Raw genomic sequence first — 14,709 nt, 5'->3', positions numbered from 1 at the left:
AAACTGATAGTTGAGATTTACATTTCATTCCATTTTACAGTTAAGGAGCCTGAAGCTATATTTCCTTGTAACTTTAGTTTAAAGCTCTCTTCCGTTGCTTTTAGCTTAACCGTCCCTCCAATAATATGTAGATTAATATGTTTTTCTTCCTCTACTAGCAAATTCTTTTTAATTTCTTCATTTCCTATCTTAAAAAACAATATTTCGTCAACCTCATTAGTTATGAATATGTCAAACACTCCACGATCAAATCTGAGTTCATACTCAATAAGGTATTCTTTACCTGGCTCGACATCTAATACCTTTGTTTCCTCTCCATTAAGCATTTCAAAATAAATTGATATTTCTCCATCGCCTATTTCTTCCTGCCATATATCATATTGATTACTGAATGCTTTGGGGTTTGAACAGCCTAAAAGAACCAAAGTACAAAGCATAAAAAGAATAAATAATTTATGATTATCTACATCTTTCCTGTCCATATAAGCACTCCCCCAAAACATATACTTTTTTATGCAAATACTTAAGAAATTCTTTACATTTAATAATATCATATTTAGAATTGTCTGTAAATTCTTGCACTTCTCCTTTGTTTATTTATTTTTAGAAGGAAATAATTATTGCAGATAAATTATCCTTTGCTCCTTTTAATAATACCTCTGCCTTCAGCTTTGACATGATAATTTCTATATCATCAATATTTTTTGAAAAAATATACTCTATTTCTTTTTCACTCAACATTTTGTATAGCCCATCACTGCAAACTAGTAACATCCCACTTGAAGTTAATTTGCATTTTTTTTGATAGGGCTCTATATTTCTATATACACCAATACATTGTGTTAAGACATTTCGTCTTTGATTTATTTTTCCTTCATTAATATTTAGTTCCCTTAGCGTATTATTATGCAGTAGCGTATGATCTTTTGTCATTTTATGCAGCTTACCATTGTTTAACAGGTACACTCTACTATCTCCTATATGGGTAATTAAAAAATCATCTTTGTATAGAAAAAGTGTCGTTAGTGTAGTACCCATTCTTATATTATTTTTTTGTGAGTAGCTTATTATATAATTATTTACTATATTAAACATCCTCAGTAATTCTTCACCAACAACATCACTGGAATATACCTTCAATAATTGTATTAAGTGTTTATCCCACCATTCCTTAAAAAAATCTACAGCTATTTGACTGGCCAGCTCTCCTTTTTTTAATCCTCCAATTCCATCAGCCACTAAAAAAAAGCCTAAATCTCCACTATTGTCTTCACCAATTTTAATCAGAATTTTATCCTGATTCTTTTCTTTTACGTATCCCTTCTCACAGCAGGCAGCCACCAGTAGTTTTCTTTTTTTCATTCCATCAAACCTCTAAACCTGTAACTCACATGCAGCCATAGTAAAAACAAATTCTCTATCTGCAAAGCTAATGGTATCATTATCCTTTATTTCATATGGCTGATTACTAATTATCTGCTGCCCATTAACAAATGTGCCGTTTTTAGAATTTAAATCCTTTACATAATATTGATTGTTATCAAGAAATATCTCTGCATGTATTCTGCTTACTCCTCTGCTGGAAATAACATAATCAACATGGTCTGCTAGCTTTCCAATGATAAAGCTTTCATTATTAATGGGTATTTTCTCAGCAATACCATTTCTTACAGAAGTAAGTAAGGCTTGTTTTTCATCAATGCCAATTATCATTGTGTCTATGCTGTCACAAAGGCTATCCCCTATTAAATTTTCATCTAATATATAACTTTCAGATGAAAAGGTTGATATTTCTTGCTTATTCATGTTTATTAAGTTAAGCTCCTTTATTCCCATTTTTCCTTTATCCTTATCAACTGTATTATTAACCACATCCTTTGCTTCATTTTCACCTTTAACCTTTTTTAATATTTTAGTAATTAAAAGGTAATCTAATGCTCCAATTACCAAAATAGTACCTATAAGAGCTGTAAAATCGAATAAGCCTTCTTCATTAATTAATATATTTGCTTCAATAAACATGAATGCCACTAAGCTTAGTAGAATTAACTGTATTAAAAAAAGGATTAAGGTGTTTCTTTTTATATGTAATTCCATTTCATTAGCTCCCTCATTATTAGCTGCAGCACTGGTATCCTCTGTTTTAGTTGTAATTATATCTTTCTTTATGGGTTTTGAATTACTAGCTTTTGAATTTTTATCAATAATTTCATCTGTTGACTTGTTATCTCTAACCTCTACTCTGTTGCCTTCAGTTAATCTTATCTCCTTTAAGAACTTTAAAAACCAACCTATATTAAAAGACTCTCTATCTAACTGAACAAGAATCCTTTGTATAAATCCATCATTTACACCGTCATTTGCATCAATATGAATTATTAGCTTGTTAACTAATCTTACAAAGCTAGTATTAAAGCTATTCTTCTCTAGCTTTACAGGTATGTAAAGTAATGAAATTTTTAAGCTTGATGGGTTTACATAAATGGCCTCTTCATCAATTATGAAATTATCTTCAAACAGTAGATAATTACTGCTTTGTATAACTGTTTTACATATATCCATTAAAATATTAGCAAATTCCAACCTTTTTAGCCTTCTTCGCTCAATTATTTGTGAGAGCTTTTGCTTTGAAGTAATGTTGTAGAATATATGTAGGTTGCCATCCCTTTTATGCACAATAATTGGTAACATATTTACATGGTTATTGTCCGTAAGTATTTCTAATTGATGTCTATAGATTTTTTGAGAAGTAGTTGGTTTTAACTCTAAATAGCTTCCACTAGCATTGGTTTCATAATTGATACAAAACTGATTACTTAATACATCCATATGATACTCCTTTCTCTTATTGGTAGAATACGGTTATTATTGTTGCTATTAAAATAAAGGGTGCAAAGGCTAAACTGCTTTTTCTACTTACTCTTTTTGTAGCTAGAAGAATCAAACCAAATAGTCCACAAAAAAATGTTGCAATTAATAGCATTAAAAAAGACCTCCATAATCCTAAAAATAAAGCTGTAGTTGCTATTAGCTTTACATCTCCAAAGCCAATATTTCCTTTAGTTAAAAAATATATCATTGTCATTATTCCCAAAACCACAAGGCCACTTAATAATCTATGACTTAAAAAAGTATCTATATTTAAAAGACCAAATAAAATACTACAGATAACGCTTACTATTATCAATGTATCTGGAATAATTTTGTACTTTAGGTCGTAATAGGATGCTATAGCTAGTAATATTAGTAGTAAGTATTCCTCTATTAATGGAGGAGTACCCTTCATAGATATTCTGCATACAACAATAAGTACAAGTGTTAGAGTAAAAAAATATGTATTCTTCATTAAATCCCCCCAATCACCTAACTATCACAAGCCTTATGATTATTTCACGATCTGCTCCATAGGTCATTGCATCCCTTATGCTTTTAATTTGCTCTTCGGTAACCTCTACATCAGGTACTACTATGGTTAGCTGCTTTTTACTATAATCTTCTGGTGTAATTGCTTTACCTTTATATTTCCTACCTGTAAACTCGTCTAATTCTCTAATGCTTGAGGTAAGCTGATAGTAAAAACCCCTGCCTTCGTTACTAATTAATCTAGTATCATGGCTTCTAATTGCCTCTACTGTTCTATCCCTATAGCTATCTATAATAGGAAAGTTTTCATCTAAATTGCTATTTAATAGTTTTTTAATTTCTCTTCCCCTTTTAAATACCGATAAGCTCCATATATCAAAGCCCGCCTCAATAACCTCATCAACTAAATCTTCAGGAATATTACTTCGAGCCTCCTGTGTGATTTCATCCTTCATATCTGAAATGGATAGTTTTCCGCCATCCATCCATGCTCTTAAGTTTACTTTTTGAATTATGGGTAAATCCCTTATAATTGCTATTGGAAAAGTATTAATCTTATATGTAACAATAATGGTTACCTCATCATTATCATTAAAGATTGATGATTTTTCAAAGCTTAAGCCATTCCAACCATCTACAACACCTAGTGCTAATAATCTTTTGTTTACATCCCTTTCTGTGGAGCTTACTAAGTGTTTTTTTATTAGCTGCTTTATGATTAGTCCTTCTAAGTATGTATTACCTTGACTCCAAGCTGTTTCTCCCACCAATGCCATAATACTGTACAATTCTTCTACTGGGTTTTCAAACGTGTATTTTGTATCTTCTACTACTTTTTTATACTTATATATTATGGCTTCAGTATCAGCATCTACATTGTCAGGAAAAACAGGATTATATTGTTGTGGCTGTGGATTGTCAGTAATATTAAGTATTAACTCTCTTATCTCTGAGGTTGTACTATATAAATCTTTGATATTATATATTTTGCCATCAGCAGAGGCTGAATAATCAGCTAAGCCATCTTCAACTGCTTCATGTAAATCCTTTATACCACTGACATGGTAAATGTAACTAACCGATGCTATTTCATTGGCAGTTTCTGTTATGCCATGCTGAATGATTTCATGAAGATAAAGTATTCTGGAAAAAAAACCAATAGTTAATATAATAGCAATAAATAAAGGAAGCGTTAAAGCAGCCTCAACTGTTATTGAGCCGCCTTTCTTAAAATCTCTATAGTTCATTATTATCCCCTTTAATATCCATACCAAAGTTGTATTTCATAATTATATCTATTGTCATTTGCAGCAACAAGCCTTTGAAACAAGGGTAAGTTAAAGAATAAGTATTTAATTGAATACTTGATATTTACATTCATATATGTAAACATTTCATCTACTACAAGGGCTTCTCCTGTCTTTTTATTAATGTTTAGCTGTATTAAATCTTTAACTCTATTAAGCTTAATTTTACCAATTCCAGGCTTTAACAGAAGTATTCGTAGGTAATCCTCGTAGTTAAGCTTTATGGTGTCGGTTTTTTTTATTAGGTTAACCTCTTCACCCTTTAGGAGATTTGAAACATCCTCAATAGAGTAGGACATTGCCCAACCACATAGTATTAAAGTTTTTAGTAATGGTAATGATGCACCCCCCAGAATAGATGATAGGCTAGCTGCAATAATTGTTGCATCATTTACCAGCTTTGGTGTTTGATACACATGTAGAACATTAAATACAAATCGCATTGCTAAAATATCCCTTTTAGCTTTATTAAAGTTTTCTGCTTGAGAATCTGATCCATATAAAATGTACTCTACTTCATAATCTAGAAATGTGCTTTTAGTAGGTTTTTCTATGTTTCTAAGATCTTTTATAAAGCTTTCCTTATCGGATACATAGCTTTTAAACATTCCTAATATATACTCATTTATATATATTTCATCTCTTATATTCACAAAATCTTCTTTAAAGCTATCAAACATTAAAGAATTGAGTAAATTATAGCTTTCAAAGGTATATCCACCTTTACCGCTGTTACCATCAAATTCTATTTCCTTATTTATATAGGTATTGTTTTCGCCCTTTGATGGCAAATTCTTAAATACATCTGCATCTATTGTTTTTTTGATAGTTTCCTTTTCCTCCAGCAAAAACTCCTTTGCCTTCGAAGCATTTCTTCTTCTATCATCAACTACTTTAACCCCTTCATTATCTATATATTCTACCTTAACCTTAGTAAACTCCAGTTTAATACAGGATTCAATGAGAAGTTGAATTTCTTTAGCTTTTTCCTTAATAAGAATCATATCTTTTTGACTTGATGGATTTCTATTACCTGTCAGCTTTTCTAAAGCTAGCTGTGCTCTCATTAAATTATTAATATTTATTAGGGAACTATCTTTAATTGACTGTACCTTAGCTTCTTGTATTATTTTTTTGAATTCTTTAATATCTTCCTTTAGTTCATCATTTAGTTGGTTCTCTCCACCTTTAATCTCATTCTCGAAGTTATCAATTAAAGTCTTTATAGCTTCATTTTTAGCAGTAATTAAATCAACAATGCTTACAGCCTCATTGTTTAATCCTTCGAAGCTAAGAATTTCCGCTTCTATTTGTCTTTCTATTTTAGATATATCTTTTTTTATATCCCTTATTTCATTGCTAACTCTTGATAGCCTTTGTAATAGGCTTTCCAGCTGATTATCTATTTCTATATCATTACTGTTTTTAGATTTTTTTAAAAGATCATCTATTCTTCTATTTAGGCTTTCTTTTTCTTTTTGGTATTCATATAAGTCTTCAGCTAATCTAACATAGTCCTTTGTAAATGCTACTATATATCCATCCATTATTTCATTACACTTGTCTGTAATGTCTTCTAAGGTATCATGAAGTATTGCTAATTGATATAATTCCTCTTCAATATCTAGCTTTTGGCTAAAGGATTTTATGGACTTTTTATGGTTATTAAACTCTAATAGCTTGTCCAAAAAAACCTCTACTACTTTCTCAGGTCCTCTAAGCTTCATGAACTCTAATATCTGCTGCCTTATAACCTCATCCTCCAACAGAGGGTACTCAGGTACTACAGATACAGTTTCTATTCTATAGTCAAAAATATCCCAATAGTTTGTGCTGCTGTTACTATCTATAAACTGATTTCCCATTATATTGGGTAAGCCTTCAATAACCTTGAAATTATTATTTATGTAATACTGTAAAGCTGTAGTAATTTCATCTTGATTTTGATAGTCTAAAGCAAAAAGACCATAATCCTCCTTTAAATCCTTATTATAACCTGCTAAAACTGAATTAGTTGCTAATCTAGTTATACGTTTTGCTTGAAACTCACTGACTCTAAGTCTTGCTGCCTCAACTATTACACCAGCAAGAATTATAAAAACTAATAAAACAATACTTAAAAATACAGTTATAGCTCCCCGTTGATTATTACCTTCCATCATTGTCCCCCTGCTTATTAAAGCTCCTTACCTTATCAGCCGCCTCATTTATAAAGCTATTGTACTTAGCCTTAATATTTGATGTGGTTTCAAATCTATCCATAAGCTCTAATATATAATCAGTATTTCGAATGTTTTCTTGAGGATCATTAATAATAGCTTCAGAATAGGAATTAATTATAATTTCATTACCTATGTTTAAGAAATCTACTGGTAAATTAATAGGTAGCTGGTAGGTACAATAAATGTCAATTCTAAGCTTTTTATAAACGATATAATCATCTAAATTTACATCCACTTTACTATCCTTTAAAGCTAGTAAATTAGACTTATTTAAAACCTTTATAGCGTAAGCCCTAATGATTTCTGTCTTTTCAGTATTTTTATTCAAAACTCCAAATCGCCAGTATAAATCATTCTTTAATTGAGATTTTTTTACATAACCCCTCTTTAAAATATCCTCTATAATAATTGGTGACTTTAGATTATAAGTGCTTAGTTTACCCCATGCAAATGAAGCATCGTAAATAACAGAGTTAATTGATGCTTTAACATAAGCATATTGATACAGTAATAGTAGCATAAAAATAATACATAAAAGAGAGTATAGTACTATAGGCATTATCAAAGCCAGCTCTACAGTCATACTTCCTCTTTCTTGTTGATTTTTCATAGATTACAATCCTTTACTTTTCATTAATTGAAAACATATTCCTAAGTATTATGCATTCCAATGGATTCAAAGCTATAATCCTGATTCTATGTTAGTGGGATCTATCTCATTTTTAGTAATGTTTGCTAGTATTTTTCCTACATATTCTACTATTGCTTTTCTAAACATTAAAGCTAAACCCACCAAAATAGCCAGTAATAAAACAAGCTCCACGGTTCCTAATCCATCCTCTTCATACATAAACCTTTTTAGTATATTCATGTAAACCTCACCTCCTTTAATTATTAATTACATACCACTAAGGGCTAGAACAGCTGGTGTGATTACAATAATTAGTATTGCACTTAAAATAATCATCATTGGAAATAGAAGCTTAGTTGAAGCTTCCTCCCCCAGTATCTTAGCAGTGTTTTTTCTCATAGACCAACATTCATTTGAAAGTAGCCTTAGCATAGATGCTGTTTGTGAATTTCCCTTTTTAATGGTTTGCAATATTATAGATACAAATTTAAAAATCTCTGGCACTTTACATCTATGGGCAAAATTTTCTAGGGCCTCTGTCTCTGTTTTCCCCCCCTGTATTTCCTTTATCATTTCATCTATCTCCTTATATAGGGGTCTATTGGACTGAAGGTTAATTTTTTCTAAAGCTGCTGAAATTGTAAGTCCTGCATCAATTAGTAAAGCAATTCTATTAATGAATTCTGTGAAGTCTAACTTTAGTAATAGCTGCCTTCTTCTAACTTTGTTTTTAACCTCGTTTGTTATACCATATATTGTAAGTGCAACCACCATAATGTATACAACAATAAACATTGGAGTAATAGTGCTACCATTCAACACCCCCAAATATAAACTAATTATTAATACCTCTAGCATTAAAACCACCACTAAATTAGCCCAATGGATTTTTAGATATAACCGTGAGTTTTTTATACCATATAACTCACTATAATAGCTATGTAGCCTTTTATCATAGGAGCTGTTATACCTATAGTTGAGTAGGTCTAATAAAACTAAGCCTATTGGAAGGATTTTTTTTAATGGATACTCCTTCGAATCAACCAGTTGCATCACTTCATAAGCTTTGTTTCTTGAGATAGTATATAAAGCTACAAAGACTATAAAGCCTATGAAAAAAACTAATTTCAAACCACTACACCTCTATCTCCATTATTTTTTTAGATATAATAACTGCAAGCATTATCATAAAAAATGCTATAGTCATAACAATTCTACCTACCACTGTTGTAAAGATTGGCTCCATATAATCCTGTGTAATATATGATAATAACACTATTAATATAAAGGGCATTATAGTAAGTATTTTTTGATCAAATTTTCTTTGTGCCAAAATTAGATTTAATTCTTGTGTAAAGGCTATTTTCTCTCCTATTATTTTTGAAGTGTTACTCATTACCTCAATAAGATTGCCTCCAGTTCTTTTGCAAATTATTATTACATCAGCAAAATTTCTAATATCCTCTAGTTTGGATCTTTCAGCTAAGTCTACAATGGCACTCTCTACCGTATCATTTAATTCTAGCCTTTTTACGATTATAGCCAGCTCCTTAAGGATTAAGGTTTCAGGATCATCATATATTGCCATCATATCTTTAAGTGCGTCCTTTATTGAGCCCTCCAATGATTTCCCAGCAGACAAGGAAGATGCTATTACATACATAGCCTCTTTAAACTGATTAAGTAACAATAGTCTTCTGTTTTTGATTATCTCTTTTCTTTTATATTGTGGGTATAAAAAAGCAAGGGGTGTTAGTAAAAATGACAAGAAAATACTTTGATATAGGATATAGCCTATTGAGAACAAAAAAATAAATGCAATTAGGGTGTAAAAAAAGTACTCTCTTTCCTTCATATTGTAAATATCATAATATATAATACCTTTATCTAATGGAGGTGAGTATATATTAACATTTAGCTTTTCTTTAAATAATATTATTAATAAAAATACAATTGAAGTAAATAAGACAACTAATATTATAATCTTCACTTAATCACTCCCCACAGTGAGCTTACCTGCTGCCTTTAGCTTACTATTATTTTTTAAGCTATTCCCAGTTGATAATAAAGCTCCTTTTACCCTATCGCTAGTAGTTCCATTAATCTCTTTAAAAACATACAATGGGTTAAGTGTTATATCTCCATTAGCAAAGCCAGCCACTTCACTAATTTCTAAAACCTTGCGGGTTTTATCCCTCATTCTGCTGATATAAATTATAATGTCTATAGCAGAGGCTATTTGTTTTCTGATTGCCTCTACAGGTAATTGAGCACCACATAATACCATTGTTTCTAATCTGCTTAACATGTCCCTATTGGAGTTACTATGTCCAGTAGAAAGTGACCCATCGTGTCCAGTGTTCATAGCCTGAAGCATGTCTATAGCTTCATCACCCCTTACTTCTCCTACTATAATCCTATCGGGACGCATTCTTAAAGATGCCTTTATTAAATCCCTAATTGAAATTAATCCCTTGCCTTCGGTATTTGCATTTCTTGTTTCTAGTCTAACTAAGTTATCGACATTATAAATCTGTAGCTCTGCAGAATCCTCAATGGTTATTATTCTCTCCTCTGAAGGTATGAAATTAGACAGAGCATTCAAAAACGTTGTTTTGCCTGATCCAGTTCCACCACAGATAAATATATTGTACTTACATTTAACTAAAAGCTCTAAGAACTCGATAGCCTCTTGATTAATAGTACCATACTCAATTAGCTGTTCCATTGTAATAGGCTTTTCTGGAAATTTTCTTATTGTTAGTATAGGTCCATTAAGAGCTATGGGGGGTAACACTATATTAACCCTCGACCCATCACTTAACCTTGCATCTACTATAGGTGATGCTTCATTAACTGATCTATTCACCTTAGATACAATAGTTTGAATTATATCTTCCAGTCTTTTATTACTAGAAAAGCTTATATCTAGTTTTTGATTTTTACCATCCTTTTCAATGAAAATATCTGTAGCGCCATTAACCATTATTTCAGTTACTGATGGATCCTCAAGAATTGGTTGAAGAACATCTAAACGTCTCATGTCGTTAAATACTCTTTGTATTACCTGGTGCTTTTCATTAATTCCTAAAAATGTATCCTTGGATTTTTCAAAAACTATTCTCTCTATAGCTTCTTCAATTTCATCATCTGAAAATGCCCGATTGAAATCAATTTCTTTTCTAACACACTCTTTAATTTCATCAATAAAGCTATTAATAATGTTTTCTTTCATTTATTCCTCCTATAGCAGTTAAAGCCTTCTAACCAGTTGAATTAAAGGTTGTAGAAATGCTTTATTATCTATTATTTTATTGTGGCTATTAATTTGGATATAGGGTAGATATACCTCTTCATTGTTATTTATTGTAAACTGTCTATTGCTAATATCTATTGGCGATTTTGCTTTATTTATTATCATATAAATATTTTCTAAGCTTATAGAATCTTCCTCCAACGAAAGTCTTTCAAGCTCCTTAATCAAAATGCTAGCTTTTACATTAGTAACAGTAGTCTGGTTTAGTACCAAAAGTAATTTATCACATACATTCATTTGATTTCTTTTATCCCTGTTATAAGTGCTGTCAAAATCAATTATTATATAGTCATACTGATTGCTATTTTTCAGCTCTTTAATTAAGTATATCAGCTCTTCAGATGTAACCTCCTCCAGGTCAGTAAGCTTTTCTATAGGAGGAAAATAATATACCCCTAAGCCTATATCTAATTGTCTTATGCCTTCTATTTTAAGTAATAGGTTTTTCTTTTTATTTCGCAGGTAATAAAAAAGGTTGGACATGTTGTGTGATGGTGTGCAATCAATAAAGCTACAAATAGAAGGTATATTTTCTAAATTTAAGTAAAAAACTCTTTTTCCCTCCTGAGCTAAGGCATAGGCAGTTAAAATTGCCACTGTGCTTTTACCAGACCCGCCTACAGGTGAATAGACTCCTATAACACTTGTATTTCCGTTTTTATTTGGTTTTAAAAACTGATTGGGGAAGGCATCTACATATATATTAATTAAATTTGCCATTAGTTGATTTCCAGGTTGATATTTTTTTACACAAGGTAGATTATCTAATGATGTAGTTAATAACTCCTCAATTAAAAGAATAACTATACCTATATTTTTTTTGCTTAAAGTATCACAATATAGTTGGGAGTTTATTAATAATATATCTATTTTGCTATCTTCCTTTTTTAACTCCTTTAGTAAATAGTCAGGTTGAGTGAAAAAGCTTACTTGAAATCTTTGTGAAAAGCTATTCATTAAATAATTCTCTAATGCATTTAAATAGTCTAGGTCGGTATCTACTATTGCAAGTTTCAGCTTCATATTAACACTCCCATAAATTAGTTAAATATTGCTAAATATAGAAATCAGCGAACCAAGTGATATTGCTATTGCAAAAGGAAATCTGGCATTATGAGAAGAGCTACCTTCTTCATAGGGTAAAAGAGTTAAGCTTGTTACACAAGCAATAATATAGTTGTATAATACCTTAAGCCTAGCCCTTGAGTTTTTTCTCAGTATCATAATAAAAAAACATAATACTCCTCCACTCAAAAAAGACCAAATTAAGCATTCTACTACAAAATCAGAACCCATAATAGCCCCTATAGCACTAAAAAGCTTAATATCTCCTGCCCCTAACATTCTTAAATAAAAAAGTAAAAACAGCACTATAATTGGAATTAAAATACCTGTTAATGCTTCGATAAGACCAAATAGGCTATCTTCACAAAGATTAATTAAAGCCCCCATTATTATTCCTGATACTATCAGCTTATTACTTATACGATATGTTTTAATATCAGCTATTGAAGCCATTAGAATTAATAGCAATAAAACTATTAACTTAATAGAATAAAAGTTTATATACATTTTGCATCTCCAATATTAACTTTTAAATATATTTTACAGTTACTTTTTTATTTTATTTATTCTACACTTGATCAGCATTTCCTTCATCGAAATATGTCTATTTTTGTCATATGTCTGTTTTTTATTAATTTTTTAAATAATTACAAGAAATATTTTAGCTAACACAGCTTAACTAATGTAACATTTTATATTCTAGTATATGTTATATTAGTTACATTCTATAAGGATGATAATGAAAGCCCAGTATTGAGGGTGTTTTTACTCTACCTAAATTACTGAGCATTAAAAAAACTGACTCTTAAAGGTCTAATTTTAAGAGTCAGCTTAGAAAGCATTTTTTATATGTTTTATTTGCTTTTTTTCATTTGTAATAATTACTTCTATTACATCAAACCTAAAGTCTTTGTTGTGTATCGATGGGTTACTTAAAATAAAATGGTCTGCTAATCTTCTATAGTTCATTTGCTTTTTATAGTTAATAGCCTCTCTAGGCATACCATAGGCTATAGTTTTTCGCGTTTTAACTTCTATAAATGCAACTATATTATCAATAGTAGCCACTATGTCTATTTCACCAAATTTTGTTCTATAGTTCTGGAACAGTATTTTATAGCCTTTATCTAACAGGAATTTCTTCGCTACAGCTTCACCAATATACCCAGTTTTCTTTTTCATTTATTGACCCTGCAATATCTTTTTAAGAAAGCTCATTCGATGCATTTTACTAGGCCCATATTTTAAAAGAGCTTCTCTATGTAGTTTAGTGCCATAACCCTTATGTTGATGAATGCCGTAATTAGGATATTCCTTTGACCATTTTAAGCACATTCTATCTCTTATCACCTTTGCAACGATAGAGGCTGCTGCAATTCCATGGGAAGTATCGTCCCCTTTAATAATAGATTTTTGTGGAATATCAATACTAATGGATTCTGCATCAATTAATAGATATTCGGGCAAAATCCTTTCTCCAGCTGAATCCTTTAAATTATTGACTGCTTTTTTCATAGCTAATACTGTAGCTTTTTTAATATTTATTTTATCAATAATTTCTGGAGACACTGTTCCAACTCCTATAGCAATTGCATTTGACTTCACAATTTCATATAGTGCTTCCCTCTTTTTTGCACTTAACTTTTTAGAGTCTCTTACTCCTTCAATATATAATTCTTTTGGTAGGATTACTGCTGCCGCTAAAACGCTGCCAAACAGACAACCTCTTCCCACCTCATCTATACATGCAATTTTTTCATAGCCAGCTTTCCAAAGATTCCTTTCAATCTCAAGCATCATTTTATATCATCCCCACTTTAAACTTCACTTTTTGATATCGCAAGGCTTCTCTAAAGAAATTCTACCAATTTTACCACTTCTATACTCATCTAGTATAATATTTGCTGTACGTGTATAGTCAATTTCTCCACCCTTTATGATACAACCTCGATTTTTAGCCACTAATTCCATAGTTTCAAGTGGACTTTCGCCAATATTTCCGAGGGAATATCTTTCCTCAATTAAATCTGAGTGTTGAAGGGATATGTGTTCAATCAGTTTAAGGGCTAAGGTTTCTATATCCATTATTTGATCCTTAATGGCCCCAGTAAAGGCAAGCTTTAATGCAACCTCTTGGTCTTCAAATTTGGGCCAAAGTATTCCCGGTGTATCTAATAGCTCTAAATTTCCCTTCAGCCTTATCCACTGTTTACCTTTTGTTACCCCTGGCTTGTCTCCTGTCTGTGCGCTCTTCTTACCAGCCAATCTATTTATCATAGATGATTTACCTACGTTTGGAATTCCTACCATCATTATTCTAACTGCTCTTTCTCTTCTACCCTTTCTTTTAAGGGCCTGCATTTTTTCCTTTACTACCTCTTCCCCGGTCTGTAGTACCTGTTTCAAGCCTTTACCTGTGATTGTATTCACTGGAATAGCACTAACACCATTGTTTTTGTAATAGTTAATCCAACTATTGGTTATATCATCATCGGCTAGATCCGCCTTATTTAAGATTACTACTCTAGGTTTATTAGCTATTATTTCATTAATCTCTGGATTCTTACTGCTAAAGGGTATTCTTGCATCTAATAGCTCAAATACAACATCTATAAGTTTTAATTGCTCCTTAAGCAGCTCTCTAGTTTTCTTCATATGACCCGGAAACCAATTAATATTCAAAGTCTCTCACCTCTGTTACAGCTCAGGGGGACGGTTCTTGTGTGTTCCTTTGTTAAGAACACACAAGAACCGTCACCCTGTGTACTTTATTTTTCTATGCTTTGTACTTTTTCTTTTCCTTAA

The 14,709-nt window shown here is 31.2% G+C and carries 16 protein-coding genes; all 16 read right to left on the bottom strand.

Features of this window, described 5'->3' with window-relative positions; genetic code table 11:
- Positions 1-17: 17 nt before the first annotated feature.
- A complete protein-coding gene (locus F8154_RS02775; RefSeq protein ID WP_151860070.1) occupies positions 18-482 on the bottom strand; it encodes a hypothetical protein in 465 nt (154 codons plus the stop codon).
- A gap of 121 nt (positions 483-603) precedes the next feature.
- A complete protein-coding gene (locus F8154_RS02770; RefSeq protein ID WP_151860069.1) occupies positions 604-1,362 on the bottom strand; it encodes a PP2C family protein-serine/threonine phosphatase in 759 nt (252 codons plus the stop codon).
- A gap of 12 nt (positions 1,363-1,374) precedes the next feature.
- Positions 1,375-2,829: a DUF6382 domain-containing protein gene (locus F8154_RS02765; protein ID WP_151860068.1), complete on the bottom strand. Its 1,455-nt coding sequence runs from the start codon at positions 2,827-2,829 to the stop codon at positions 1,375-1,377.
- Positions 2,830-2,845: 16 nt separating this feature from the next.
- Positions 2,846-3,346: a prepilin peptidase gene (locus F8154_RS02760; protein ID WP_151860067.1), complete on the bottom strand. Its 501-nt coding sequence runs from the start codon at positions 3,344-3,346 to the stop codon at positions 2,846-2,848.
- Positions 3,347-3,359: 13 nt separating this feature from the next.
- Positions 3,360-4,610: an endonuclease toxin domain-containing protein gene (locus F8154_RS02755; protein WP_151860066.1), complete on the bottom strand. Its 1,251-nt coding sequence runs from the start codon at positions 4,608-4,610 to the stop codon at positions 3,360-3,362.
- Positions 4,611-4,621: 11 nt separating this feature from the next.
- The gene (locus F8154_RS02750) at positions 4,622-6,829 is read right to left on the bottom strand and encodes a DUF5702 domain-containing protein (protein ID WP_151860065.1); all 2,208 of its coding nucleotides are present in this window, start codon (positions 6,827-6,829) and stop codon (positions 4,622-4,624) included.
- Positions 6,819-7,502: a TadE family protein gene (locus F8154_RS02745; RefSeq protein ID WP_151860064.1), complete on the bottom strand. Its 684-nt coding sequence runs from the start codon at positions 7,500-7,502 to the stop codon at positions 6,819-6,821. The genes F8154_RS02750 and F8154_RS02745 overlap by 11 nt, the downstream gene beginning before the upstream one ends.
- A 72-nt stretch (positions 7,503-7,574) precedes the next feature.
- Positions 7,575-7,763, bottom strand: coding sequence for a Flp1 family type IVb pilin (locus tag F8154_RS02740; RefSeq protein WP_151860063.1), 189 nt, complete (start codon positions 7,761-7,763; stop codon positions 7,575-7,577).
- 27 nt (positions 7,764-7,790) lie between these two features.
- A complete protein-coding gene (locus F8154_RS02735; RefSeq protein WP_151860062.1) occupies positions 7,791-8,654 on the bottom strand; it encodes a type II secretion system F family protein in 864 nt (287 codons plus the stop codon).
- A gap of 4 nt (positions 8,655-8,658) precedes the next feature.
- Positions 8,659-9,513 (bottom strand): type II secretion system F family protein, encoded by an 855-nt coding sequence (locus F8154_RS02730; protein ID WP_243141142.1) that lies wholly within the window; start codon positions 9,511-9,513, stop codon positions 8,659-8,661.
- A complete protein-coding gene (locus tag F8154_RS02725; RefSeq protein WP_151860061.1) occupies positions 9,514-10,758 on the bottom strand; it encodes a CpaF family protein in 1,245 nt (414 codons plus the stop codon).
- An 18-nt stretch (positions 10,759-10,776) separates the two neighbouring features.
- A complete protein-coding gene (locus F8154_RS02720; protein WP_151860060.1) occupies positions 10,777-11,862 on the bottom strand; it encodes an AAA family ATPase in 1,086 nt (361 codons plus the stop codon).
- Positions 11,863-11,883: 21 nt separating this feature from the next.
- On the bottom strand, positions 11,884-12,411 hold the full coding sequence (locus tag F8154_RS02715; RefSeq protein ID WP_151860059.1) for an A24 family peptidase: 528 nt from the start codon (positions 12,409-12,411) through the stop codon (positions 11,884-11,886).
- 324 nt (positions 12,412-12,735) lie between these two features.
- Positions 12,736-13,086, bottom strand: a complete 351-nt coding sequence (locus tag F8154_RS02710; protein ID WP_151860058.1) for a YraN family protein — start codon at positions 13,084-13,086, stop codon at positions 12,736-12,738.
- Positions 13,087-13,704 carry a ribonuclease HII gene (locus tag F8154_RS02705; RefSeq protein ID WP_243141141.1) on the bottom strand — a complete coding sequence of 206 codons (618 nt, stop codon included), beginning with the start codon at positions 13,702-13,704 and terminating at the stop codon, positions 13,087-13,089. It abuts the gene before it with no gap.
- A 24-nt stretch (positions 13,705-13,728) separates the two neighbouring features.
- The gene (gene ylqF / locus F8154_RS02700) at positions 13,729-14,586 is read right to left on the bottom strand and encodes a ribosome biogenesis GTPase YlqF (RefSeq protein WP_151860057.1); all 858 of its coding nucleotides are present in this window, start codon (positions 14,584-14,586) and stop codon (positions 13,729-13,731) included.
- Between the last annotated feature and the right edge of the window lie 123 nt (positions 14,587-14,709).

Source organism: Alkaliphilus pronyensis, from assembly GCF_009017275.1.
Lineage (GTDB): Bacteria > Bacillota > Clostridia > Peptostreptococcales > Natronincolaceae > Alkaliphilus_C > Alkaliphilus_C pronyensis.
The sequence above is the reverse complement of the archived record's forward strand: the minus strand, read 5'-3'. Positions and strand labels throughout refer to the sequence as shown.

Bases quoted from the DNA above. Each gene is read 5' to 3' on its own strand.
- F8154_RS02775 (WP_151860070.1), bottom strand. From the start codon at position 482: ATGGACAGGAAAGATGTAGATAATCATAAATTATTTATTCTTTTTATG.
- F8154_RS02770 (WP_151860069.1), bottom strand. From the start codon at position 1,362: ATGAAAAAAAGAAAACTACTGGTGGCTGCCTGCTGTGAGAAGGGATAC.
- F8154_RS02765 (WP_151860068.1), bottom strand. From the start codon at position 2,829: ATGGATGTATTAAGTAATCAGTTTTGTATCAATTATGAAACCAATGCT.
- F8154_RS02760 (WP_151860067.1), bottom strand. From the start codon at position 3,346: ATGAAGAATACATATTTTTTTACTCTAACACTTGTACTTATTGTTGTA.
- F8154_RS02755 (WP_151860066.1), bottom strand. From the start codon at position 4,610: ATGAACTATAGAGATTTTAAGAAAGGCGGCTCAATAACAGTTGAGGCT.
- F8154_RS02750 (WP_151860065.1), bottom strand. From the start codon at position 6,829: ATGGAAGGTAATAATCAACGGGGAGCTATAACTGTATTTTTAAGTATT.
- F8154_RS02745 (WP_151860064.1), bottom strand. From the start codon at position 7,502: ATGAAAAATCAACAAGAAAGAGGAAGTATGACTGTAGAGCTGGCTTTG.
- F8154_RS02740 (WP_151860063.1), bottom strand. From the start codon at position 7,763: ATGAATATACTAAAAAGGTTTATGTATGAAGAGGATGGATTAGGAACC.
- F8154_RS02725 (WP_151860061.1), bottom strand. From the start codon at position 10,758: ATGAAAGAAAACATTATTAATAGCTTTATTGATGAAATTAAAGAGTGT.
- F8154_RS02720 (WP_151860060.1), bottom strand. From the start codon at position 11,862: ATGAAGCTGAAACTTGCAATAGTAGATACCGACCTAGACTATTTAAAT.
- F8154_RS02715 (WP_151860059.1), bottom strand. From the start codon at position 12,411: ATGTATATAAACTTTTATTCTATTAAGTTAATAGTTTTATTGCTATTA.
- F8154_RS02710 (WP_151860058.1), bottom strand. From the start codon at position 13,086: ATGAAAAAGAAAACTGGGTATATTGGTGAAGCTGTAGCGAAGAAATTC.
- F8154_RS02705 (WP_243141141.1), bottom strand. From the start codon at position 13,704: ATGATGCTTGAGATTGAAAGGAATCTTTGGAAAGCTGGCTATGAAAAA.